A 22,668-nucleotide genomic window follows, 5' to 3' on the forward strand; every position below is an offset into this window, starting at 1 on the left:
GAGACCGGCATGAACAAGACCCCCAAGATTTCGTTCGCCGTCGCGCTCGCGCTGGCATCCCTCGCCGCGCAGCCGGTGCTCGCTGCGGTGAGCGCCGAAGAAGCCGCCAAGCTCAAGACCACGCTCACGCCGCTGGGCGCCGAGAAGGCCGGCAACGCCGACGGCTCGATCCCGGCCTGGGACGGCGGCTACACCAAGGTCGCGCCGGGCTGGAAGAACGGCCAGCCGAGACCCGATCCGTTCGCGGCGGAGAAGCCGGTGGCGTCGATCTCGGCCAAGAACGCCGCGCAGTACGACGCCCGGCTGAGCGAGGGCGTCAAGACGCTGATGAAGAAGTACCCCGACTTCCGCATCGACGTGTACCCGACGCACCGCAGCGCGGCCGCGCCGGCCTGGGTGTACGAGAACACCTTCAAGAACGCGACCTCCGCGAAGGTGGCCGACAACGGCTACGGCGTGGTCGACGCCTACGGCGGCATCCCGTTCCCGATTCCCAAGACCGGCATCGAGGTGATGCTCAACGCGCGGCTGGCCTGGGAGGGCGTGGCACAGAAGTACCAGCTCAACACCTGGGTGGTCACCGGCGACGGGCACCGCACGCTGTCGTCGGCCGGGCTGATGTCGTGGTTGTGGCCGTACTACTACAAGGATGCGCGCGACAGCTACCTGGCCAAGCCGACCCATTACAAGATGGGGTCCTTCGTCAAGTCGGATCCGTCGGCGGTGGCCGGTGAAGTGATCCTGCTGCACGAGACCGTGAACGAGGAGAAGGTGCCGCGTGGCGTGTGGCAGTACCTGGTGGGCCAGCGCCGCGTGCGCAAGGCACCCTCGATCGCCTACGACACGCCGGACACCGTGACCTCGGGCACCGGGCTGTTCGACGAGTCCTTCGGCACCATGGGCCCGATCGACCGTCACGAGTACAAGATCGTCGGCAAGCAGGAGATGTACATCCCGTACAACTCCAACAAGACGGCGCTGGCCAAGGTCGACGAGCTGGTGACGCCGAAGTTCCTCAACCCCGACCACGTGCGCTGGGAGCTGCACCGCGTTTGGGTCGTCGAGGCGACGCTGCTGCCCGGCAAGCGCCACGTGATGACCAAGCGCCGCTACTACATCGACGAGGACGGCTGGAAGATGGTCATGGCCGACCACTGGGACGCGCAGGGCCAGCTCTACCACCTGCAGTACACGCTGCCCTACCTGGCGCCCGACATCCCCGCCGTCGTGAGCACGGTGCAGTGGGGAATCATCAACCTGCTGACGGGCCAGTACTACTACAACTGCAACTTCAACGACCTGCCGCAGCACTTCCCCGTGCCCGAAGTGCCGAAGCAGCTCAACGAAGCCATGTTGAGCCCCGAGGCCATCGCCACCGGGGCGCGCTGAAGTCTCCTCGCTTCGGCCCGGCAGACACAGGAACCCTCGGGGTCCGACCGGGCCGCTTTTTTCTCCACTTCGACGCTCCATGTCCAGGGAACTGCCGATGTCTCCATCGCGCTCGTTGATCGCGCTCACCGCGGCGCTGTGCCTGGCGGTCGCCGCCGCCGTGCCGGTCGGCGCTGCCGGCACCGCGGCACCGCGCTTCGGCGTGCTGCAGCAGGCCGCGCTGCAGTCGCCGCGGGCGCTGTCGGCCACGATGCTCGCGGTGGCGGCCGCCGGGAAGCGACTGGTCGCCGTTGGCGAGCGCGGCATCGTGCTGCTGTCCGACGACGGCGGCGCCCGCTGGCGCCAGGCGGCCACCCCCGTGCGGGCCAGCCTGACGGCGGTGCAGTTTGTCGACGAACGGCAGGGCTGGGCCGTCGGCCACCTCGGCGTCGTGCTGCATTCCGGCGACGGCGGCGAAACGTGGACCAAGCAGCTCGACGGGCTGCAGCTGCCGGCGCTGTTCGAGCAGGCGGCACGCGCCGACGCGGCCGCCGCGCCGGCCTACCGCGACTACGTCCAGCTGCTTGCCGACGACGGCCCCGACAAGCCGCTGCTCGCGCTGCACTTCCAGGACGCTCGGCGCGGCATCGTCGTCGGCGCCTACAACCTCGCGCTCGGCACGGAGGACGGTGGCGCCACCTGGACGCCGCTGAGCGCTCGACTGCCCAACCCGCGCTCGCTGCACCTCTACGGCGTCGCGGTCAGCGGCGCCTCGATCGTGCTGGCCGGCGAGCAGGGCCTGCTGCTGCGCTCCGACAACGGCGGCCGTGATTTCGCCGCGCTGGAGTCGCCCTACCGGGGCAGCTGGTTCGGCCTGCTGGCCACCCGCGGCGACCGCCTGCTGGTCTACGGACTGCGCGGTGCGGCCTACGTGTCGGCCGACCGCGGCTCGAGCTGGACCCAGGCGAGCACCGAGCTGCCCGTCTCGATCAGCGGCGCGGCCGAACTGGCCGATGGCACGCTCGTGCTCGGCAGCTCGGCCGGCGACCTGCTGGTCAGCCGTGACCAGGGGCGCAGCTTCCAGCGCCGCGACGGACCGCCCCAGCCGCCGATCGCCGGCCTGGTGCCCACGCAGGACGGCGCCCTCGCACTGGCCGGGCTGCGGGGTCCGCAGCGCGTGGACCTGGCTGCCCCGCCCGCCGCCCGCTGACGCCGCGGCGCTGTTCCTTCATCGACACCATCCATGCACGCAGACTCCAGCCTCGACCCGCATCCCGTGATCGCGCGCGTCGAAGACTTCGATCGCCGCTCGGGCAACTTGCTCGAGCGCGCCTTCTTCAACTTCCGACCGCTCGTCGTCATCGCCTGCCTGCTGGTCACGCTGCTGCTCGGCTGGCAGGCCGGCAAGCTGCAGCTCAATGCCAGCTTCGAGAAGATGATCCCGACCACGCACCCGTACGTGATCAACTTCCTCGAGTACCGCGGCAAGCTCAGCGGCCTGGGCAACTCGGTGCGCATCGCGGTCGAGACGACCTCGGGCGACATCTACGACAAGACCTACCTCGAGACCCTCGCACGCATCAACGACGAGGTGTTCCTGCTGCCCGGCGTGGATCGCGCCTACATGAAGTCGCTGTGGACGCCGGCGGTGCGCTGGACGGCGGTGACCGAGGAGGGCCTGGAGGGCGGCACGGTGATCTCCGAGGACTACGACGGATCGCCGCAGGCGCTGCAGAAGGTGCGCTCCAACATCGAGCGCTCGGGGCAGATCGGGCAGCTCGTCGCGAACGACTTCAAGTCCAGCATCATCTACGTGCCGCTGCTCAGCCGCATCGAGGCCACCGGCCAGGCGCTCGACTACGCCGAGTTCGCGCGCCAGGTGGAGGCGCTGCGCGCGAAGCACGAGTCGGCCACGATCCGCATCCACATCACCGGCTTCGCCAAGATCATCGGCGACCTGATCGACGGGCTGGCGGAGGTGCTGAAGTACTTCGCGGTGGCGATCGTGATCGCTGCGGCCATGGTCTGCGCGTACAGCCGCGACCTGCGCAGCACGCTGCTGGTGGTGTCGGTCTCGCTGGTGGCGGTGGTGTGGCAACTCGGGCTGCTGCCCACGCTGGGCTTCCGGCTCGACCCGTTCTCGATGCTGGTGCCGTTCCTGGTGTTCGCGATCGGCATGAGCCATGGCGCGCAGAAGATGAACGGCATCATGCAGGACATCGGCCGCGGCACGCACAAGCTGGTGGCGGCCCGCTACACCTTCCGCCGCCTCTTCCTCGCCGGGCTGACCGCGTTGCTGGCCGATGCGGTGGGCTTCGCGGTGCTGCTGGTGATCGACATCCTGGTGATCAAGGAGCTCGCGCTCGCGGCGAGCCTGGGCGTGGGCGTGCTGATCTTCACCAACCTGATCCTGCTGCCGGTGCTGCTGTCCTACACCGGCGTGAGCCGCCGGGCGGCCGAGCGCAGCCTGCGCACCGAGCTGGCCGACAGCGCCGGCGGCGAGCGGCACCGCGTCTGGCACACGCTGGTGCGCTTCACGGAGCGCAAGTGGGCGCTGGGCGCGATCGCGGTGTCGGCCGGTCTGGCGGCGCTCGGCTTCGCGGCCAGCCTGCACCTGCAGATCGGCGACCTGGACCCCGGCGCGCCGGAGCTGCGCCCCGAGTCGCGCTACAACCGCGACAGCGCCTTCATGGTCGCCAACTACGCCGCCAGCGCCGACATCCTGGTGGTGATGGTCAAGACCGCCGACAAGGGCTGCGTGAGCTACCCGGTGGTGTCGCGCATCGACGAGCTGGCCTGGGCCCTGGAGCAGCTGCCCGGCGTCGACTCCACCAGCTCGGCCCCCGCGCTCGCCAAGCTGTCCTCGGTGGGCTACAACGAGGGCAACCTCAAGTGGTACGAGCTGGTGCCGAACGAAGCCGCGCTCGGCACCCTGCTCACCTACGCGCCGCGCGAGCTGTTGCCGGCGAGCTGCGACCTGCTGCCGCTCTACGTCTACCTGAAGGACCACAAGGCGGCCACGCTCAGCCGCGTGGTCGAGACCGTGGAGGCCTTCAAGGCTCAGCACGACTCCGACGAGGCGCGCTTCCTGCTGGCCGCCGGCAGCGCCGGCATCGAGGCGGCGACCAACATCGTCGTGCAGCGCGCCTGGTACGAGATGCTGGCGCTGGTCTACGGTGCCGTGGTGGTGCTGTGCTTCGTGACCTTCCGATCCTGGCGGGCCGTGGTGGTGGCGGTGCTGCCGCTGATGCTGACCTCGCTGCTGGCCGAGGCGCTGATGGTCATGCTGGGCATCGGCGTCAAGGTCGCGACGCTGCCGGTCATCGCGCTCGGCGTGGGCATCGGCGTGGACTACGCGCTGTACATCCTGTCGGTGATGCTGGCCCGGCTGCGTGCGGGCCACACGCTGGCCCAGGCCTATTACGGGGCACTGCTGTTCACCGGCAAGGTGGTGATGCTGACCGGCCTGACGCTGGCCCTGGGTGTGGCGACCTGGGCGTTCTCGGACATCAAGTTCCAGGCCGACATGGGCATCCTGCTCGCCTTCATGTTCCTCTGGAACATGCTGGGCGCACTGATCCTGCTGCCGGCGCTGGCCTGCTTCATGTTGAAGCCCACGGTGGTGCGCAGCGACCGGGCCGCCGACCCGGCGGTGCCCGAGGAACGCCACAAGCTGGCCGCCTGAGAGCCTGAAGCCCGTCCGCTCGCCGCGCCGGGCAGCGCGACGATGTGGATGGTAGCGGTGTCATCTCCACTACACTCGTGAGATGACAGCGCCCGACGCCACCGCGCCCCGCCGCTCGCGCCGCGGGGGCGGCATCACGCTCGGTGACGTGGCGCGCCTCGCCGGGGTCTCGCCGATCACGGCCTCGCGCGCACTGAACACGCCGGACCAGGTGGCGCCCGACAAGCTGGCGCGCGTGCGCGAGGCGGTGGCGCGCACCGGCTACGTGCCGAACCGGCTCGCCGGCGGCCTGGCCTCGGCACGCAGCCGGCTCGTCGCGGCCGTCGTGCCCACGATCGCCGGGCCGGTGTTCATGGAGATGGTGCAGTCGCTGACCAGCGCGCTCGCCGACGCCGGCTACCAGCTGATGCTGGGGCAGAGCGGCTACACCGAGTCGCGTGAGGACGCGCTGCTCGAGGCCATCATCGGCCGCCGGCCCGACGGCATCGTGCTGACCGGCATCCTGCATTCGCCGGAGGGCCGGCGCCGCCTGCTGGCGAGCGGCATCCCGGTGGTCGAGACCTGGGACCTCACGCCGACGCCGATCGACATGCTGGTCGGGTTCTCCCATGCGGAAGCGGCCGCCGCCGTGGCCCGCCACTTGCACGCCAAGGGCCGGCGCCGCCCGGCACTGCTGAGCGCCGACGACGAGCGCGCACTGCGTCGCAACCGCGGCTTCGTCGACGAGGCCTTGCGCCTGGGCCTGGTGCGCGACGCGGCCGAGATCCCGGCGCTGCGCGTGCCGGCGCCCACCACGCTGGGCAGCGGCCGCAGCGGCCTGGCACGCCTGCTGGCCGAGCGGCCCGAGGTCGATGCGGTGTTCTGCAGCTCCGACATGCTGGCGCTGGGCGTGCTGGTCGAGGCCGCGGCGCGCGGCATCGCGGTCCCGCAGCAGCTGGCGGTGGTCGGCTTCGGCGACCTGGGCTTCGCCGCCGATACCCAGCCGGCGCTGAGTACCGTGCGCATCGACGGCACCGGCATCGGCCAGCGCGCGGCGCGCTTCATCGTCGACCGCGCCGACGGCCGCACGGTGGGCGAGAAGATCGTCGACGTGGGCTTCCGCGTCATCGAGCGCGGCAGCAGCTGATCAGGGTTTTCACTTATCTGAGGTGGCTTGCAATCTCGAACGGTAGCGCTACCATTTTCAGACGATAGCGCTACCAGATGGCGACCTCGCCGCACCAGGAGACTGACCCGATGAACAAGCTGCTGACCTCGCTGTGCCTCGCGCTCGCCGCGCTGGGCTCGCTTTCCGCGCAGGCCGCGGCCTGGCCCGACAAGCCGGTGACGATCGTCGTGCCCTTCCCGCCGGGCGGCTCGACCGACACGCTGGCGCGTGCCATCGCCCCCAAGCTGCAGGAGCAGCTGGGCCAGACCTTCATCGTCGACAACAAGGCCGGCGCCACCGGCACCATCGGTGCCGGGCAGGTCAAGCGCGCGGCGCCGGACGGCTACACGCTGCTGCTGTCTTCGCTGGGCCCGTTCGTGATCGCGCCGCACCTGATCAAGGGCATGCCCTATGACGCGCTGAAGGACTTCGACCTGCTGACCGTTGCGGTGCAGGCGCCCAACGTGCTGGTGGTGCCCGCGGCCTCGCCGCTGAAGACCGTGGCCGACGTGATCGCCGCGGCGAAGAAGGAGCCGGGCAAGATGACGCTGGCCTCGTCGGGCAACGGCTCGTCCGACCACCTGACCGCCGAGCTGTTCTGGCTGCAGACCGGCACCAGCGGCACGCATGTCCCGTACAAGGGCGGCGCGCCGGCGATCCAGGACCTGCTGGGTGGACAGGTCGACGCCTCGTTCCAGAACGTCAACGCGGTGCTGCAGCACATCAACGCGGGCAAGCTGCGCGCCATCGCGGTCACCGGCGACAAGCGTTCGGCGGTGCTGCCGAACGTGCCGACGCTGGTCGAGAGCGGCGTGAAGGGCGTCGACGTCTACTCGTGGCAGGCAGTCGCCGCGCCGAAGGGCCTGCCGGCCGACGTGAAGGGCAAGCTGCACGCCGCGCTCGTCGCCGCGCTCAACGACGCGCAGGTGAAGCACAAGCTGGCCGAGATCGGCATCGAGGTGGTGGCCAACACGCCCGAGCAGTTCGCCGCTTTCCAGCAGGCCGAGTACGCGCGCTGGAAGAACGTGATCGAGACGCGCAAGATCACTGCAGATTGATTGGCCCACCCCCGTTGCGCCTTCGGCGCTCCCCCTCGAGGGGGCGCCGCTGGCGGACCGGCGGAGCCGGATCCGCGGCGGCTGCTGGATCAGACCGGTTCGAACTGCTAGGACTTCCATGCTCAACACCTCCTTGTCTTCCACGCCGCGTGTCACCGCGATGCGCGTCATCCCGGTCGCGGGGCGCGACTCGATGCTGATGAACCTGAGCGGCGCGCACGGGCCGTTCTTCACCCGCAACCTCGTGATCCTGAGCGACAACGCCGGGCGGAGCGGCGTCGGCGAGGTGCCGGGCGGCGAGAAGATCCGCCAGACGCTGGAGGACGCGCGCGAGTGGGTCGTCGGCCAACCGGTCGGCGACGTGCAGCGCGTGCTGCGTACGGTGCGCGAGCGCTTCGCCGACCGCGACGCCGGCGGCCGCGGGCTGCAGACCTTCGACCTGCGCACCACCATCCACGTCGTGACGGCCGTCGAGTCGGCGCTGCTCGACCTGCTGGGCCAGCACCTCGAGCTGCCGGTCGCGGCGCTGCTCGGCGAGGGCCAGCAGCGCACGTCGGTCGAGATGCTCGGCTACCTGTTCTTCGTCGGTGACCGCACGAAGACCGACCTGGCCTACGCGGGCCCGGCCGACGAGGCGACCGACGCCGACGACTGGCAGCGCCTGCGCCACGAGCCGGCGATGACGCCCGAGGAGGTGGTGCGGCTGGCGGAGGCGGCGCGCGCGCGCTACGGCTTCAACGACTTCAAGCTCAAGGGCGGCGTGCTGGCCGGCGACGCCGAGGTCGACGCGGTCACCGCGATCCACGAGCGCTTCCCCGACGCCCGCGTGACGCTCGATCCCAACGGCGGCTGGCTGCTCAAGGACGCGATCCGCCTCGGCCAGCGCATGCGCGGCGTGGTGGCCTACGCCGAGGACCCCTGCGGTGCGGAAGAGGGCTACTCCGGCCGCGAGGTGATGGCCGAGTTCCGCCGCGCCACCGGCCTGCCGACCGCGACCAACATGGTCGCCACCGACTGGCGCCAGCTCACGCACGCGCTGTCGCTGCAGTCGGTCGACATCCCGCTCGCCGATCCGCATTTCTGGACGATGGCCGGCTCGGTGCGCGTGGCGCAGACCTGCCGCGACTGGGGCCTGACCTGGGGCTCGCACTCGAACAACCACTTCGACGTCTCGCTGGCGATGTTCACCCACGTCGGTGCCGCGGCGCCGGGCCGCGTGACCGCGATCGACACGCACTGGATCTGGCAGGACGGACAGCGCCTGACGAAGGAGCCGCTGCAGATCGTCGGTGGCCACGTGCGGGTGCCGCAGCGGCCGGGCCTGGGCATCGAGCTCGACATGGCCGAGGTCGAGAAGGCCCACCGCCTCTACCTCGAGCACGGCCTGGGCGCGCGCGACGACGCGGTGGCGATGCAGCACCTGATCCCGAACTGGCGCTTCGATCCAAAACGGCCCTGCATGCTGCGCTGAACCGGTGGCCGTCTCGGCGATGATGTCGGCCCGATCGCTTGCTTTTGCGTGGCGGTTGTCATACAACTGCTGCCCATCCACCCCGGCCCCCGAGGCCGCCATCACCGGGTCCTCCCGACATGGACATGCCTTTCGCGCCTCGCCGCCGCCCCCGCACGCTCGCGCTCGAGCTGGTCGATGCGTTGGGTGACCGCATCCGCGACGGCCGCCTGGCGCCCGGGGCCAAGCTGCCCACCGAGGCGGCGATCATGGCGGAGTTCGGTGTCAGCCGCACCGTGGTGCGCGAGGCGATCTCCAAGCTCCAGGCAGGCGGGCTGGTGGCCACCCGGCATGGTGTCGGCACCTTCGTGGTCGGGTTCGGCGATGCGGCGCCGTTCCGCATCGCACCGGAGCAGTTCGCGACGCTGCGCGACGTGATCGCGGTGCTGGAGCTGCGTATTGGCGTCGAGACCGAGGCGGCCGGTCTCGCCGCGCAGCGCCGCAGCGCCGACAACCTGGCCACCATGCGCAGCGCGCTGGATGCCTTCGCCGCCGCGGTGGAGGCGGGGCGCGACGCGGTGGGCGCCGACTTCCAGTTCCATCTGGAGGTGGCGCGCGCGACCCAGAACCACCATTTCGCCGAGCTGATGGGCACGCTGGGCGCGATGATCATCCCGCGGGCGCGGCTCGATGTGCCGCAGGCGCAGGGCGCCGAGCAACGCGACTACCTGCGCCGCGTGAACGGCGAGCACGAGAGCATCTACGACGCCATCGCCAGCCAGGATGCCGAGGCGGCTCGCGCCGCGATGCGCACCCACCTGGCCAACAGCCGCGAGCGCCGCCGCCGCGCCGGCGCGGCGGCGCAGGCGCGCCAGCCCCGGGCCTGAGCGGCGGCGGGCGCAAGCGGACCGATACCGGGCAATCCCCAGTGGTCCGTCATCCTTCATGTTGTACGATGACGTACAACTAATGAGAGGCTTGTCGCCGCCTTGTCCGCCCCCGACCCGACCCCGACCGAGGAGACCCCCGATGATTCGAAGCATCTTTGTCCGCGCCCTGACCGCCACGCTGGCGCTGGCCGCCGGCGGCGCCCAGGCCCAGGCCTGGCCCACGCAGACGATCCGCATCGTCGTGCCGTACTCGCCCGGCGGTTCGTCGGACATCATCGCCCGCGCGATCTCGGGGCCGCTGTCCGAGGCGCTGAAGCAGACGGTGATCGTCGAGAACAAGCCCGGCGCCAACGGCAACACCGGCACCGATTTCGTCGCCAAGGCCAACGACGGCCACACGCTGCTGCTGTGCGACGTGGGCGCGCTGGCGATCACCGCTTCGGTCTACGCCAAGCTGCCGTTCGATCCCAGCAAGGACCTGCGCGGCGTCGGCATGCTCGCCTATTCGCCGCACCTGCTGGTGGTGCACCCGTCGGTGAAGGCCAACAACCTGCAGGAACTGGTGGCGCTGTCTCACAAGGAGCCGCTGAACTTCGCGGTCACCGCCATCGGCAGCGCGCCGCACCTCGCCGGCGTCGCGGTCGAGAAGGCCACCAAGGCCCAGTGGACCTACATCCCGTACAAGGGCGGCGCCCAGGCGATCGGCGACACCGTGGCCGGTCAGACCCAGGTGCTGATGAACGGCATGCTGGCGACGCTGCCACAGGTGCAGGCGGGCAAGCTGAAGGTGCTGGGCGTCTCCAAGGCCACGCGCGTGCCGCTGCTGGCGAACGTGCCGACGATCGCCGAGCAGGGCGTGAAGGGCTTCGAGTCGGGCACGTGGCAGGGCGTGCTGATGCCGGCGGCCACGCCGCCCGCGGTGGTGGCCAAGGTGGCGGCCGAGCTGTCGCGCATCATCCGCTCGCCCGAAGTGCGCGAGCGCCTGGTGTCGCAGGGCGCCGAGGTCTACACGATGACGCCGGCCGAGTTCGCCACCTTCTTCGAGCGCGAGCGCAAGAACTGGGCGAGCGTCGTCGCGCAGGGCGGGGTGAAGATCGAATGATGTCGACGAAGCCCCGCGTGCTGCAGATCGGCCGCCTGCTGCCCTGGCTGGAGGAGCGGCTGGCGGCCGCCCACGACCTGCACCGCCTGGCCGACGAGGCCGACCCGCAGGCCTTCCTGGCGGCGCGCGGCGCCGAGTTCGTGGGCCTGGTCACCTCGGCCGGCGGCAGCGGCGCGGACGCGGCGCTGATCGACGCGCTGCCGTCGCTGCGCGTGATCTCGAGCTTCGGCGTGGGGCTCGACAAGATCGACCTCGCGGCCGCCGCGCGGCGCGGCATCGCCGTGGGCTACACCCCCGACGTGCTGAACGACTGCGTGGCCGATCTCGCGATGGCCCTGCTGCTCGACGTGGCACGCCGCACGCCCGAGGCCGACCGCTACGTGCGCGCCGGCCGCTGGGGCGTGGCCGGCGCGCCGGCGTTCCCGCTCGGTCGCCGCGTCAGCGGCGCGCGGCTCGGCATCGTCGGGCTGGGCCGCATCGGTCGCACGATCGCGCGGCGCGCGCTCGGCTTCGACATGGCGATCCGCTACCACTCGCGCCGCCCGGTCGCCGACGCGCCCTGGCCGCACGAACCGTCGCTGGTGGCGCTGGCCGAATGGGCCGACTTCCTGGTGGTCATTGCCGCCGGCGGTGCCGGCACGCGCCACCTCGTGGACGGCGCGGTGCTCGGCGCGCTCGGCCCCGAAGGCTTCCTGGTCAACGTCTCGCGCGGCTCCGTCGTCGACGAGGCGGCGCTGGTGCACGCTCTGGTCGAGCGGCGCATCGCCGGTGCGGCGCTCGACGTGTTCGAGCACGAGCCACAGGTGCCGGCCGCACTGCGCGCGCTGGACAACGTGGTGCTGCTGCCGCACATCGCCAGCGCCACGCGCGAGACGCGCCAGGCGATGGGCCAGCGCGTGCTGGACAACCTGGCGCTGTTCTTCGCCGAGGGCCGGCTGGTGACGGCCGCGCCGCTGGACTGATCGATCAACGAACGGACCCACGAACGCCGAGAGGATGAACATGAGACCCAACCGCCTGCGCGAGATCTGGAAGAGCGGCGGCGCCGCCCTGAACGGCTGGCTCGCCATCCCCAACAGCTTCTCGGCCGAGACCATGGCCCACCAGGGCTGGGACGCACTCACCATCGACCTGCAGCACGGCGTGGTCGACTACCAGGCGATGGTCCCGATGCTGCAGGCCCTCTCCACCACGGCCACCGTGCCGGTGGTGCGCGTGCCCTGGCTCGAGCCCGGCATCCTGATGAAGACGCTGGATGCCGGCGCCTACGGCGTGATCTGCCCGATGGTCAACACCCGCGAGGACGCGCAGAAGCTGGTGGCGTACACCCATTACGCGCCGCGCGGAACGCGCAGCTTCGGCCCGGTGCGCGCGCTGCTGTACGGTGGCGCCGACTACGCGCAGCACGCCAACGACACCATCGTCACCTTCGCGATGATCGAGACCGCGCAGGCGCTCGACAACCTGGACGACATCCTGTCGGTCGAAGGTCTCGACGCCATCTACATCGGGCCCTCGGACCTGTCGCTGGCGCTCGGCTGCACGCCGACCTTCGACGACGTGGACCCGCCGGTGGCGCAGGCGATCGACCACATCCTGGCGCGCGCCAAGGCGCACGGCGTGGTGGCCGCGATCCACAACGGCAGCCCCGAGGCCGCGCTCGCGCGCATCGCCAAGGGTTTCCAGTTCGTCACTGTGAGCTCCGACGCGCGGCTCATGGCCGCTGGCGCGCAGCAGGTGGTGGCGAAGATGCGCGACCGCCCGACGTCGGGCAGCGCACAGGGCTATTGATCCACGCACAGAGAAGGACCTCACCATGAAGATCGGATTCATCGGCCTGGGCATCATGGGCACGCCGATGGCGCTGCACCTGGCGGCCGCGGGCCACGCGCTGTTCGTCCACACCCGCGGCAAGTTGCCCGAGGCGATCGCCGCGTCTGGCGCGCAGGCCTGCGCCAACGCGGCCGAGGTGGCGCGCAACGCGGAGGTGGTGTTCACCATGCTGCCCGACACGCCGGACGTCGAGACCGTGCTGTTCGGTGCGAACGGTATCGCCGCCGGTCTGGAGAGCGGCGCCGGCAGCGTGCGCAAGGTCGTCGTCGACATGAGCTCGATCTCGCCGATGGCCACCAAGGCCTACGCGCAGCGCATCAACGCGCTCGGCGCCGACTACCTGGACGCACCGGTGTCCGGCGGCGAGGTCGGTGCCAAGGCGGCCTCGCTGACCATCATGTGCGGCGGCGACGAGGCGGTGTTCGCGCGCGTGCGCCCGCTGCTCGAGACGATGGGCAAGAACATCACGCTGGTCGGTGGCAACGGCGACGGCCAGACGACCAAGGTGGCCAACCAGATCATCGTCGCGCTCAACATCGCGGCGGTCGGCGAGGCCTTGCTGTTCGCCAGCAAGGCCGGCGCCGACCCGGCCAAGGTGCGCCAGGCGCTGATGGGCGGCTTCGCGGCCAGCCGCATCCTGGAAGTGCATGGTGAACGCATGATCAAGCGCAGCTTCGCGCCGGGCTTCCGCATCAAGCTGCACCAGAAGGACCTGGGCCTCGCGTTGCAGGGCGCGCGCGAACTGGGCGTGTCGCTGCCGCAGACCGCCGGCGCGGCTCAGCTGATGCAGGCCTGCGCCGCCAACGGCATGGCCGACCTCGACCACTCCGCGCTGGTGCGGGCGCTGGAGCTGATGGCGGGCCACGACGTGGCCGCGGCCTGAGCGACCGTGACCGCCGCCACCGCGATAGATCGCCGGCCGCTGCTGCGCGCGCTGTTCGACGCGGCCGTGGCTGCGGCGCAGCCGGCGCTGTGCCTGCCGGCCCATCTGCCCGAGAAGCCGACGGGCCGCACCTTCGTGATCGGCGCCGGCAAGGCCTCGGCCGCGATGGCGCGGGTGCTGGAGCAGCACTGGGACGGCCCGCTGCAGGGCCTGGTGGTCACCCGCTACGGCTATGCGGTGCCCTGCGAGCGCATCGAGATCGTCGAGGCCGCCCACCCGGTGCCCGACGCCGCCGGGCTGCGCGCGGCCGAACGCATCCGTGCGCTGGTGAGCGATCTGCGCGCCGACGACCTGGTGATCGCTCTCATCTCCGGCGGTGGCTCCTCGCTGCTGGTGGCGCCGGGCCCCGGGCTCACGCTGGCCGACAAGCAGGCCGTCAACACCGCACTGCTGGAGAGCGGCGCGACGATCTCCGAGATGAACTGCGTGCGTCGGCACCTGTCGTCGCTGAAGGGCGGGCGGCTGGCCGCCGCCTGCCACCCGGCCCGGCTAGTGAGCCTGCTGATCTCCGACGTGCCGGGCGACAACCCGATCGACATCGCATCGGGCCCGACCGTGGCCGACCCCACCACCTGTGCCGACGCGCTGGCCATCGTGCAGCGCTACCGGATCGCGCTGCCGCCGGCGGTGCGCGCGCTGCTGGAAAGCGGCGACGGCGAGACCGTCAAGCCGCACGATCCCCGCCTGGCACGCAGCGAGACGCGCATCATCACTGCGCCGCAGATCGCGCTCGAGGCGGCGGCGCGGATCGCTCGCGACGCCGGCCTCACGCCCTACATCCTGGGCGACAGCCTCGAGGGCGAGGCACGCGAGGTCGGCAAGACCATCGCCGGCATCGCAAGGCAGGTGGTGCTGCACGGCCAGCCGTTCCGCCCGCCCTGCGTGTTGCTGTCGGGCGGCGAGACCACGGTCACCTTGAAAGGCCGCGGCCGCGGTGGCCGCAATGTCGAGTTCCTGCTGTCGCTTGCCATCGCGCTGGACGGCCTGCCCGGCGTGCATGCGATCGCGGGCGACACCGACGGCGTCGACGGCGTCGAGGAGATCGCCGGCGCCTGCGCCGCGCCCGACACGCTGGTGCGTGCCTGGGCGCTCGGCCTGCGCCCGCGCGCCAGCCTCGACGACAACGACGGCCACGGCTTCTTCCAGGCGCTGGGCGACTCGATCGTCACCGGCCCGACGCTGACCAACGTGAACGACTTCCGGGCTGTGCTGATCGAGGGCCCGGCCGGCGCCTGAACGCGCTTCAGGTCTTCAGCCGGTAGCCGGTGCGGAAGATCCAGGCCACGACGGCCAGCGAGCCGGCGAGGAAAGCGAAGGTCATGCCCAGGCTCAGTGCGATGTGCACGTCGGCCGTGCCGTAGAAGCTCCAGCGGAAGCCGCTCACCAGGTAGACCACCGGGTTGAACAGCGCCACCGTCTGCCAGAACGGCGGCAGCATGCCGATCGAATAGAAGCTGCCACCCAGGAAGGTGAGCGGCGTGACGATCAGCAGCGGCACCACCTGCAGCTTCTCGAAGCCGTCGGCCCAGATGCCGATGATGAAGCCGAACAGGCTGAAGGTCACCGCCGTCAGCACCAGGAACAGCAGCATCCAGACCGGGTGCTCGATGCGCAGCGGCACGAACAGCCAGGCGGTGGCCAGGATGATGAGCCCGAGCACGACCGATTTGGTGGCCGCGGCGCCCACGTAGCTCAGCACGATCTCGAAGGCCGAGACCGGCGCCGACAGCAGCTCGTAGATCGTGCCGGTGAACTTGGGAAAGTAGATGCCGAACGAGGCGTTCGAGATGCTCTGCGTCAGAAGCGACAGCATCACCAGCCCCGGCACGATGAAGGCGCCGTAGCTGACGCCGTCCACTTCGGGAATGCGCGCGCCGATCGCCGCACCGAACACCACGAAGTACAGCGAGGTGGAGATCACTGGCGAGATCACGCTCTGCATCAGCGTGCGCCACGCGCGCGCCATCTCGAAGCGGTAGATCGCGCGCACCGCGTGCAGGTTCATGCTCATGGGGTGTTGTCCTCGATCAGGCCGACGAAGATGTCTTCCAGGGAGCTCTGCGTCGTGTGCAGGTCTTTGAAGGCGATCCCCAGCCCGCTCAGCGCGTCCAGCAGCGCGGCGATGCCGGCGCGCCCGCTCTGCGTGTCGTAGGTGTAGGTCAGCTCCAGGCCGTCGGCCGACAGCGTGAGCGCGTAGGCGGCCAGCGCGGGCGGCACCTGCGCCAGCCGCGCCGTCAGCTGCAGTGTCAGCTGCTTGCGGCCGAGCTTGCGCATCAGCTCCGCCTTCTGCTCGACGAGGACCAGCTCACCCTTGTTGATGATGCCGATGCGGTCGGCCATCTCCTCGGCTTCCTCGATGTAGTGCGTGGTCAGGATGATGGTCACGCCGGTGGCGCGCAGCTCGCGGACCAGCTGCCACATGTCGCGCCGCAGCGTCACGTCGACGCCGGCGGTCGGCTCGTCCAGGAAGAGGATGCGCGGCTCGTGCGACAGCGCCTTGGCGATCATCAGCCGCCGCTTCATGCCACCCGACAGCGCCATGATCTTGCTGTCCTTCTTGTCCCACAACGACAGCGCCTTCAGAACCTTCTCGATGTGTGCCGGGTCCGGCGGCTTGCCGAACAGGCCGCGGCTGAAGGACACCGTGTTCCACACCGATTCGAAGGCGTCGGTCGTCAGCTCCTGGGGCACGAGGCCGATCAGCGAGCGTGCGGCGCGGTAGTCGCGAACGATGTCGTGCCCGTCGACCTCGATGCGGCCGCTGCTCGCATTGACGATGCCGCAGACGATGCTGATCAGCGTGGTCTTGCCGGCGCCGTTGGGCCCCAGCAGCGCGAAGATCTCGCCGGGGCGGATCGCCAGGTCGATGCCCTTGAGCGCGTGGAAGCCCGAGCGGTAGGTCTTGGAGACGCCTGTGGCCGTGAGGATGTGCTGCATCGGGACGAGGATAGCCGCAGCCTGCCCAGGCTGCCTGTCACGCCTGGGCAAGAGCGGTGTCCGGAATGAGCCATCTTTCGGCGTGCCCGCGCCCTAAGCTGCGCCGCGAGCAACCCGGAGAGACCTGCCCATGAGCCAGCCTGTCGCCATCGTGCCGCCCGAGGCGGTGACCCCTGCGTGGATCACGGCCGCGTTGGCCGCCGGGGGCGTGAACGCCCGGGTCGCCGGACTGGTGATGGAGTCGGTGGGCACCGGACAGCTCGGCGAGACCCGGCGCTTCCACCTCGAGTACGCCGGCACGCCGCCGCCCGACGCGCCGAAGTCGGTGGTCGGCAAGTTCCCGTCCGCCAATGCCACGGCGGCGGAGACCGGGCGGTCGATGGGCTTCTACCGCTCGGAGGTCATGTTCTACCGGGAGGCGGCCGCGAAGGCCGGCATCCACGTGCCGCGGACCTACGTCGCGGAGATCGATGCCGCCAACGATTTCGTGCTGCTGTTCGAGGACCTGGCGCCGGCCCGGCCCGGTGACCAGATGCGCGGCTGCAGCGTCGACGAGGCGCGCCGCGCGCTGTCGGAGGCGGCCCGGCTCCACGCGGCCTACTGGAACGACCTCGAGCTGATGAAGCAGCCCTGGCTCTACGTGCCCGAAGGCGCGCAGGGCTTCTACACCACCGAGCTGATCGAGTCGTCGTGGGACTATTTCAAGCGCACCTACGACGGCATGCTGTCCGCCGAGGTCACCGATGTCTGCGAGCGCTACGTCCGTCACCACGCGCACTGGAACCGGCCGCGGCCGCTGCCCAAGTGCTACTCGCACTGCGACTTTCGGCCCGACAACATGCTGTTCCATCCCGCGGGGGGCCGGGTCGCGATCGTCGACTGGCAGACCAGCAACTTCCTCGGGACCGGCATGGACACCGCCTATTTCCTGGGGGGAGCGTTCGACCGCGAGACGCGCCGCAAGCACGAGCGCTCGCTGCTCGCCGGCTACCACGAGGCACTCTGCGCCCACGGCGTGCAGGACTACAGCTTCGACCACGCGATGGCCGACTACCGGCACTACAGCTTCGCGGTGCTCGCGGTCGCGATCGCCGCGACGGTGATCGTCAAACGCACCGAACGGGGCGACCGCCTGTTCGCACACATGATCACCGGTGGCGCGCACCAGGCGATCGACAACCACGCGCTCGACACGCTGGGCGCCTGAGGGACCGGCCATGCGCCTGCTCAAGCCGCACCTGGACATCGGCCTGTTCACCAACCAGATCGCGCAGCAGCGCAGCTTCTGGTCGGACACCGTGGGCCTGCGCCTCGACCATGAGCTCGACTTCGGCAACGGCACCGTCCAGCACCGCTACGACGCCCACGGTTCCGTCGTCAAGGTGAACCACTACCCGACGCCGCTGCCCGGGCAGCCGCCGACCGGCTACGTCGGCCTGACGATCGCGGGCCCCGATGCCCGCCGCTACGAAGGCCGGCACCCGGACGGCGACGCGGTCCGCGTGGTGCCGAGCGGCACCGATGGCGTGGTGGGCATCGGCATCACGGTGCGCACGCCGGACACCGCGCGGCTGATGCGCTTCTACACCGAGGCGATGGCGTTCGACCGCGTCGCCGAAGACGTGGCGCGCTGCGGCGACACGCTGCTGTTCGTCACGCCCGGCCCGGGCGGGCGACCCTGCAACGATTTCGTCGGCCTGGCGTTCCGCTACCTCACCGTCCAGATCGACGATGCCGACCTGGCGATGCAGGAGATCGTCGCGCGCGGTGGAAGCGTGGCGCGCGACCCCGTCACCTTCGGCACGGTCGCGCGCTACGGTTTCGTCGCGGACCCCGACGGGAACTGGATCGAGATCTCCGCGCGCGGATCACTCGGCGGTCACGTGCCGCCGGTCGATCGCTGAGTCCACCGAGGCCCATCGCATGGCGCACTACGTCGACGTGGAGGACGCGGTCGGGATGCCCGGCCTGCGCGTGGTGCTCACGCCGGGCGTGCCCGGCCCGTGGAGCGAGGCGGCCAAGGCGATCCTGCACGTCAAGAAGCTCGCGCACGTGAAGGTGAGGCAGGAACTGCTCGGTTCCAACCTGCCGCTGATCCGCTGGACCGCGCAGGCCACCGCGCCGGTCGCGGTGTGGAACGGGGAGCCGCCGCGGTCGACGTGGATCGAACAGCTGTATCTGTTCGAGTGGCTGGCGCCGGAGCCGGCGCTGATCCCGCGCGATGTCGACGAGCGGATGCTGATGTTCGGCCTGGCCAACGAGATCTTCGGCGAGAACGGCTTCGTGTGGAACCGGCGGCACCTGATGGTGCGCGACTTCTCCGGCCCCGATCAGCCGCCGGAGATCCGCGAGAGCTTCAGGTTCCTCGGCCGGAAGTACGGGTGCGGCGACGCTGCCGCGGCGGCGGCGCCCGCTCGCTGCGCCGAGGTGATGGGCCTGCTGGCCGACCGGCTGCGATCGCAACGCGAGCGCGGCAGCCGCTACTGCGTGGGGGCCTCGCTCACCGCGCTGGACCTTTATGCCGCCTGCGCCTACGCGCTGGTCTCGCCATTGCCGCAGGACCTGTGCGCGATGACGCCGCTGTTCCGTGCCGTGTACACGACCGGCGACCCGGTGGTGAGGGCCGCCGCGGTCCCCATCCTCGGCGAGCACCGCGACTTCATCTACCGGCAGCACCTGGAGCTGCCGGTCGACCTCTGAGTCTCAGCCGACGGGGTCGATGGGCGTGGCGAGCGCGAAGCGCCGCTCGATCGCTTCGGCGGCATCGAGGCACTGGTCCTCGCGGAAACGCCGGCCGGTCAGCAGCACGCCGATCGGCAGGCCGGTGGCCTCGTCGCGGTCCGCCGGCACGCAGGCCGAGGGCAGGCCCATCAGATTGGCCGGCAGCACCGGACGGATCATCTCCGCGGTGTCGGCGGCGCCAGCGGGCGAGGCGCAGTCGAAGCCGGGCTCGAACGGCAGTTGCGACCAGGTCGGCGACAGCAGCAGCGGATACGTCGCCATGAAGCGCGACCAGTCGCGCGCGATGCCATCGCGGCGCATGAACAGCTCGGACACCGCCGCGGTGTCGGCCCACGGCGGCATGATGGCGCGCAGCATCTCCCAGAAGGCCGCGCCGTCGCGCCCCATCATCGGCAGCAGCTGCGGCGTCATCGCCTCGAAGTCGCCGAACAGCAGTTGCGCCCAGGCGGTGATCGCGTCCTCGTAGCGCGGCGGGCAGATCTCGGTCACCTCGTAGCCGGCATCGGCCAGCGCCGCGGCGGCCCGCCGTACCGCGGCGGCCACGCGCGGATCGGTGCGGCCACCCGGTGGCTCGGGCAGCACCGCGACGCGCAGCGGTCCGGGCTCGGCGGCGCCGACCAGCGGCGCCGAGATCGACCAGGGATCACGCGGGTGCGCGCCCATCAGCGCCTGCAGCGCGGCACGCACGTCGGCCACGCGACGTGCCATCGGGCCCTGCACGTTCATCAGCTGCACCGCGAACAGGCGGTCTTCGGCCGGCACGAAGCCGGCGTCGGGCACGCGGCCCGCCGACGGCCGGATCGACGCGATGCCGCAGGCATTGGCCGGGTTGCGCAGCGAGCCGCCGATGTCGTTGCCCAGGCCGATCGCGGCCATGCCGGTGGCCAGCGCCACCGCGTCGCCGCCGCTCGAGCCGCCGGCGGTGCGCCCCGGATTCCAGGGGTTGAGCGTGGCGCCGTGCAGGCTGCTGTCGGTGTGCACCCGCAGCGCCAGGTCGGGGAGGTTGGTGCGGGCGATCGGGATCGCGCCGGCCGCGCGCATGCGTTGCACCGTCGGCGCATCCTCCGGCACCACCGCGCCAGCCAGCGCCGGCACGCCCCAGGGAGTGGGCAGGCCGGCCATGTCGATGTTTTCCTTCACCGTGATCGGCACGCCGTGCAGCGGGCCGAGCGCGGCGCCTGCCGCCACCTGGCGATCGGCCGCCACGGCGGCGGCGCGGGCCTCGTCGGCCAGCAGACGGACCACGGCGTTGACGCGCGGGTTGACGGCCTCGATGCGCGCCAGATGGGCCTCGATCACCTCGACGCAGGACACGTCGCGCCGTGCGATCAGCGTGGCCAGTTCGAGGGCGCTGTGTTGCCAGAGTGCTTGCATGGGGTCCGCCTGGGTGGGGTGAAGGGGCAGGAGCGATGAGTGTGCGATTGCCGGACGGTGAGGACAGTCGCGCGCGCGACGCCGGCCTCAGGCACGCTTCGTCGCGATCAGCGTCCGCAGCGCCAGTCTCTGCAGGCGCGGCCGGTCGGCGTCAAGCGCGGTGAGCGGCTGCACCTCGCGCAGCGAGTCGCGGCTGCGCCGCGCGAGGTCCTGGTAGGTCTGGGTGCCTTCGAGTTTCCAGGCGATCTCGGCGTCGCTCAGCAGCCGCTTGGGCCGGGCCGGCGTGCCGGCCACCAGCGTGCGCGGCGGCACCTGCATGCCGGCCGGGACGAAGGCGCAGGCCGCCACGATGGCCTGCGCGCCGACCTCGGCCTCGTCCATCACCACCGCGTTCATGCCCACCAGCGCGTCGCGCCGCACCACGCAGCCGTGCAGTACCGCGCCGTGGCCGATGTGGCCGTTCTTCTCGACCACGGTCGCTTGGTCCGGGAAGCCGTGCAGCACGCAGTTGTCCTGCACATTGGCGCCCGGCCCGATGACGATGCGTCCGAAGTCGCCGCGCAGGCAGGCGCAGGGGCCGATGTAGCAGTGCGCGCCGACGATCACGTCTCCGATCAGCACCGCCGTGGGGTGGACGTAGGCGCTCGGATCGACAACCGGCAGCACCCCGTCGATGGCGTAGCAGGGCATGGCGGCTCCGGGTAGGTAGTTGCAGGGATGGGCAGGAGCCCGAACCGGAACATATAGTCTACCGACTGGTCGGTCAATCATGCATTGCCCGAGCGCACACGGCAGATGTCCCGGCATTCCCTGGCAGAAAAGGCAGCACCGATGTCCGACCCCACGGTCCTCGTCGCGCAGACCGGCAGCGTGCGGACGCTGACGCTGCACCGTCCCGCCGCGCTGAACAGCTTCACCACCGAGATGCTCGGGCGCCTGCGCGGCGAGCTCGACGCGGCGGCCGGCGACGCCGGCGTGCGCTGCGTCGTGCTGACCGGGGCCGGCCGCGCCTTCTGCGCCGGCCAGGACCTGGCCGACCCGGCCGTCGCGGTCGATCCCGCGCGCGGCGAGCGCAAGGACCTGGGTGCCGTGATCGAGCGCTGGTACCGCCCGCTCGCGCTGCGCCTGCGCTCGATGCCGGTGCCGGTGGTGGCCGCGGTCAACGGCGTCGCGGCCGGCGCCGGCGCCAACCTGGCGCTGAACTGCGACCTCGTGCTGGCGGCGCGTTCGGCCGTGCTGATCCAGGCCTTCACGAAGATCGGCCTGGTGCCCGACACCGGCGGCACCTGGCTGCTGCCGCGACTGGCCGGCCGCGCGAAGGCGCTCGGCCTGGCGCTGCTGGGCGACAAGCTGCCGGCCGCCGAGGCCGAGCGGCTCGGCCTGATCTGGCAGTGCGTCGACGACGAAGCGCTGCGCGCCGAGGCCCAGGCGCTGGCCGACCGTCTGGCCGCGATGCCGACGCGCGCGCTGGCGGCCACGCGCGAGGCGATCGACGCCGCCCAGACGCTCGACTTCGACACCGCGCTGCAGCGCGAACAGCAGCTGCAGCGCGTGCAGGGTCATTCGAATGACTACCTCGAGGGCGTGAGCGCCTTCCTCGGCAAGCGCGCGCCGCGCTTCACCGACCGCTGAACGCGCTGTTCCTCACCGCCCCCCGGACCCGGAGCCCTGCCATGACCGACGAACCCGCTTCCGCGCAGCGCCTCGCCGAGCAGGTGCGCGACGGCCTGTGGGCCGGCGACCGCGCCTCGCAGGCGTTGGGCATGCAGGTCACGGAGATCGGTCCGGGCCGCGCCGTGCTGACGATGCGGGTGCGCGAGGACATGCTCAACGGCCACGGCATGTGCCACGGCGGCCTCATCGCGACGCTGGCCGACTCCGCCTTCGCCTTCGCGTGCAATGCCGGCAACGAGCTGACCGTGGCCTCGGGCTTCGCGATCGACTTCCTCGCCCCCGGGCAGCTCGGCGACCTGCTGGAGGCGCGCTGCACCGAGGTGTCGCGCGCCGGCCGCACCGGCGTCTACGACGCGACCGTCCACAACCAGCGCGGCGAATGCCTCGCGGTGTTCCGCGGCCGCTCCTACGCGATGCGCGGGAAGCCCGCGGTGGCGTCCGCCGGCCGCTGAACGAGGAGACCGT

21 protein-coding genes are annotated in these 22,668 nt (G+C 71.1%); 17 read left to right on the forward strand and 4 right to left on the reverse strand.

All coding sequences use genetic code 11. The features are described from left to right. The first annotated feature begins 9 nt into the window (after positions 1–9). From MPE_RS04820 to MPE_RS04875, 12 genes are all read left to right on the forward strand, one after another. On the forward strand, positions 10–1,389 hold the full coding sequence (locus tag MPE_RS04820) for a DUF1329 domain-containing protein (RefSeq protein WP_041929538.1): 1,380 nt from the start codon (positions 10–12) through the stop codon (positions 1,387–1,389). A 79-nt stretch (positions 1,390–1,468) separates the two neighbouring features. Beyond that, entirely contained in the window at positions 1,469–2,578 is a 1,110-nt protein-coding gene (locus tag MPE_RS04825) for a WD40/YVTN/BNR-like repeat-containing protein (RefSeq protein WP_041929539.1), read from the forward strand. 33 nt (positions 2,579–2,611) lie between these two features. Beyond that, entirely contained in the window at positions 2,612–5,053 is a 2,442-nt protein-coding gene (locus tag MPE_RS04830) for an efflux RND transporter permease subunit (protein ID WP_011828567.1), read from the forward strand. An 82-nt stretch (positions 5,054–5,135) separates the two neighbouring features. After that, positions 5,136–6,179 (forward strand): LacI family DNA-binding transcriptional regulator, encoded by a 1,044-nt coding sequence (locus tag MPE_RS04835; protein ID WP_011828568.1) that lies wholly within the window; start codon positions 5,136–5,138, stop codon positions 6,177–6,179. Positions 6,180–6,289: 110 nt separating this feature from the next. Then, on the forward strand, positions 6,290–7,258 hold the full coding sequence (locus MPE_RS04840; RefSeq protein ID WP_011828569.1) for a Bug family tripartite tricarboxylate transporter substrate binding protein: 969 nt from the start codon (positions 6,290–6,292) through the stop codon (positions 7,256–7,258). A gap of 118 nt (positions 7,259–7,376) precedes the next feature. Beyond that, complete coding sequence (gudD, locus tag MPE_RS04845; protein ID WP_011828570.1) at positions 7,377–8,729, forward strand: glucarate dehydratase; 1,353 nt, start codon at positions 7,377–7,379, stop codon at positions 8,727–8,729. A gap of 119 nt (positions 8,730–8,848) precedes the next feature. Further along, on the forward strand, positions 8,849–9,595 hold the full coding sequence (locus MPE_RS04850) for a FadR/GntR family transcriptional regulator (protein ID WP_011828571.1): 747 nt from the start codon (positions 8,849–8,851) through the stop codon (positions 9,593–9,595). Positions 9,596–9,737: 142 nt separating this feature from the next. Next, positions 9,738–10,700 carry a Bug family tripartite tricarboxylate transporter substrate binding protein gene (locus MPE_RS04855; RefSeq protein WP_011828572.1) on the forward strand — a complete coding sequence of 321 codons (963 nt, stop codon included), beginning with the start codon at positions 9,738–9,740 and terminating at the stop codon, positions 10,698–10,700. Then, positions 10,697–11,662, forward strand: a complete 966-nt coding sequence (locus MPE_RS04860) for a 2-hydroxyacid dehydrogenase (protein ID WP_011828573.1) — start codon at positions 10,697–10,699, stop codon at positions 11,660–11,662. Before MPE_RS04855 ends, MPE_RS04860 begins: the two co-directional genes overlap by 4 nt. 40 nt (positions 11,663–11,702) lie before the next feature. Then, entirely contained in the window at positions 11,703–12,491 is a 789-nt protein-coding gene (locus MPE_RS04865) for an HpcH/HpaI aldolase family protein (protein ID WP_011828574.1), read from the forward strand. 25 nt (positions 12,492–12,516) lie between these two features. Continuing rightward, the gene (locus MPE_RS04870; protein WP_011828575.1) at positions 12,517–13,416 is read left to right on the forward strand and encodes a 2-hydroxy-3-oxopropionate reductase; all 900 of its coding nucleotides are present in this window, start codon (positions 12,517–12,519) and stop codon (positions 13,414–13,416) included. Between the two features lie 6 nt (positions 13,417–13,422). After that, positions 13,423–14,712: a glycerate kinase type-2 family protein gene (locus tag MPE_RS04875; protein WP_011828576.1), complete on the forward strand. Its 1,290-nt coding sequence runs from the start codon at positions 13,423–13,425 to the stop codon at positions 14,710–14,712. A gap of 7 nt (positions 14,713–14,719) precedes the next feature. Here MPE_RS04875 and MPE_RS04880 read toward each other — a convergent pair whose 3' ends face one another. Beyond that, entirely contained in the window at positions 14,720–15,481 is a 762-nt protein-coding gene (locus tag MPE_RS04880; RefSeq protein WP_036235073.1) for an ABC transporter permease, read from the reverse strand. Positions 15,482–15,483: 2 nt separating this feature from the next. Beyond that, positions 15,484–16,413: an ABC transporter ATP-binding protein gene (locus tag MPE_RS04885; protein WP_011828578.1), complete on the reverse strand. Its 930-nt coding sequence runs from the start codon at positions 16,411–16,413 to the stop codon at positions 15,484–15,486. Positions 16,414–16,543: 130 nt separating this feature from the next. Here MPE_RS04885 and MPE_RS04890 point away from each other — a divergent pair, with 130 nt between their 5' ends. From MPE_RS04890 to MPE_RS04900, 3 genes are read left to right on the forward strand one after another with little or no spacing between them, the layout of a single operon-like run. Then, complete coding sequence (locus MPE_RS04890; protein ID WP_011828579.1) at positions 16,544–17,620, forward strand: phosphotransferase; 1,077 nt, start codon at positions 16,544–16,546, stop codon at positions 17,618–17,620. Positions 17,621–17,630: 10 nt separating this feature from the next. Then, positions 17,631–18,317 carry a VOC family protein gene (locus MPE_RS04895; protein WP_011828580.1) on the forward strand — a complete coding sequence of 229 codons (687 nt, stop codon included), beginning with the start codon at positions 17,631–17,633 and terminating at the stop codon, positions 18,315–18,317. Positions 18,318–18,336: 19 nt separating this feature from the next. Continuing rightward, positions 18,337–19,113, forward strand: coding sequence for a hypothetical protein (locus tag MPE_RS04900; RefSeq protein ID WP_011828581.1), 777 nt, complete (start codon positions 18,337–18,339; stop codon positions 19,111–19,113). Between the two features lie 3 nt (positions 19,114–19,116). Here MPE_RS04900 and MPE_RS04905 read toward each other — a convergent pair whose 3' ends face one another. Both MPE_RS04905 and MPE_RS04910 read right to left on the reverse strand, forming a co-directional pair. Further along, entirely contained in the window at positions 19,117–20,529 is a 1,413-nt protein-coding gene (locus MPE_RS04905; RefSeq protein ID WP_011828582.1) for an amidase, read from the reverse strand. 87 nt (positions 20,530–20,616) lie between these two features. Then, on the reverse strand, positions 20,617–21,219 hold the full coding sequence (locus tag MPE_RS04910) for an acyltransferase (RefSeq protein ID WP_011828583.1): 603 nt from the start codon (positions 21,217–21,219) through the stop codon (positions 20,617–20,619). 141 nt (positions 21,220–21,360) lie between these two features. Here MPE_RS04910 and MPE_RS04915 point away from each other — a divergent pair, with 141 nt between their 5' ends. Further along, positions 21,361–22,161, forward strand: a complete 801-nt coding sequence (locus tag MPE_RS04915) for an enoyl-CoA hydratase-related protein (RefSeq protein WP_011828584.1) — start codon at positions 21,361–21,363, stop codon at positions 22,159–22,161. A 41-nt stretch (positions 22,162–22,202) separates the two neighbouring features. After that, positions 22,203–22,655, forward strand: coding sequence for a hydroxyphenylacetyl-CoA thioesterase PaaI (gene paaI, locus MPE_RS04920; RefSeq protein WP_011828585.1), 453 nt, complete (start codon positions 22,203–22,205; stop codon positions 22,653–22,655). Positions 22,656–22,668: the final 13 nt, after the last annotated feature.

The sequence above is a fragment of the Methylibium petroleiphilum PM1 genome, from assembly GCF_000015725.1.
In the GTDB taxonomy this organism is placed as follows: domain Bacteria; phylum Pseudomonadota; class Gammaproteobacteria; order Burkholderiales; family Burkholderiaceae_C; genus Methylibium; species Methylibium petroleiphilum.

Excerpts from the sequence above, each read along its gene's own strand:
- MPE_RS04870 (WP_011828575.1), top strand. The coding sequence starts at position 12,517 with ATGAAGATCGGATTCATCGGCCTGGGCATCATGGGCACGCCGATGGCG.
- MPE_RS04900 (WP_011828581.1), top strand. The coding sequence starts at position 18,337 with ATGGCGCACTACGTCGACGTGGAGGACGCGGTCGGGATGCCCGGCCTG.
- MPE_RS04905 (WP_011828582.1), bottom strand. The coding sequence starts at position 20,529 with ATGCAAGCACTCTGGCAACACAGCGCCCTCGAACTGGCCACGCTGATC.
- MPE_RS04895 (WP_011828580.1), top strand. The coding sequence starts at position 17,631 with ATGCGCCTGCTCAAGCCGCACCTGGACATCGGCCTGTTCACCAACCAG.
- MPE_RS04835 (WP_011828568.1), top strand. The coding sequence starts at position 5,136 with ATGACAGCGCCCGACGCCACCGCGCCCCGCCGCTCGCGCCGCGGGGGC.
- MPE_RS04865 (WP_011828574.1), top strand. The coding sequence starts at position 11,703 with ATGAGACCCAACCGCCTGCGCGAGATCTGGAAGAGCGGCGGCGCCGCC.
- MPE_RS04855 (WP_011828572.1), top strand. The coding sequence starts at position 9,738 with ATGATTCGAAGCATCTTTGTCCGCGCCCTGACCGCCACGCTGGCGCTG.
- MPE_RS04825 (WP_041929539.1), top strand. The coding sequence starts at position 1,469 with ATGTCCAGGGAACTGCCGATGTCTCCATCGCGCTCGTTGATCGCGCTC.
- MPE_RS04830 (WP_011828567.1), top strand. The coding sequence starts at position 2,612 with ATGCACGCAGACTCCAGCCTCGACCCGCATCCCGTGATCGCGCGCGTC.
- MPE_RS04820 (WP_041929538.1), top strand. The coding sequence starts at position 10 with ATGAACAAGACCCCCAAGATTTCGTTCGCCGTCGCGCTCGCGCTGGCA.
- gudD (WP_011828570.1), top strand. The coding sequence starts at position 7,377 with ATGCTCAACACCTCCTTGTCTTCCACGCCGCGTGTCACCGCGATGCGC.
- MPE_RS04890 (WP_011828579.1), top strand. The coding sequence starts at position 16,544 with ATGAGCCAGCCTGTCGCCATCGTGCCGCCCGAGGCGGTGACCCCTGCG.
- paaI (WP_011828585.1), top strand. The coding sequence starts at position 22,203 with ATGACCGACGAACCCGCTTCCGCGCAGCGCCTCGCCGAGCAGGTGCGC.
- MPE_RS04910 (WP_011828583.1), bottom strand. The coding sequence starts at position 21,219 with ATGCCCTGCTACGCCATCGACGGGGTGCTGCCGGTTGTCGATCCGAGC.
- MPE_RS04880 (WP_036235073.1), bottom strand. The coding sequence starts at position 15,481 with ATGAACCTGCACGCGGTGCGCGCGATCTACCGCTTCGAGATGGCGCGC.
- MPE_RS04850 (WP_011828571.1), top strand. The coding sequence starts at position 8,849 with ATGGACATGCCTTTCGCGCCTCGCCGCCGCCCCCGCACGCTCGCGCTC.
- MPE_RS04840 (WP_011828569.1), top strand. The coding sequence starts at position 6,290 with ATGAACAAGCTGCTGACCTCGCTGTGCCTCGCGCTCGCCGCGCTGGGC.
- MPE_RS04885 (WP_011828578.1), bottom strand. The coding sequence starts at position 16,413 with ATGCAGCACATCCTCACGGCCACAGGCGTCTCCAAGACCTACCGCTCG.
- MPE_RS04860 (WP_011828573.1), top strand. The coding sequence starts at position 10,697 with ATGATGTCGACGAAGCCCCGCGTGCTGCAGATCGGCCGCCTGCTGCCC.
- MPE_RS04915 (WP_011828584.1), top strand. The coding sequence starts at position 21,361 with ATGTCCGACCCCACGGTCCTCGTCGCGCAGACCGGCAGCGTGCGGACG.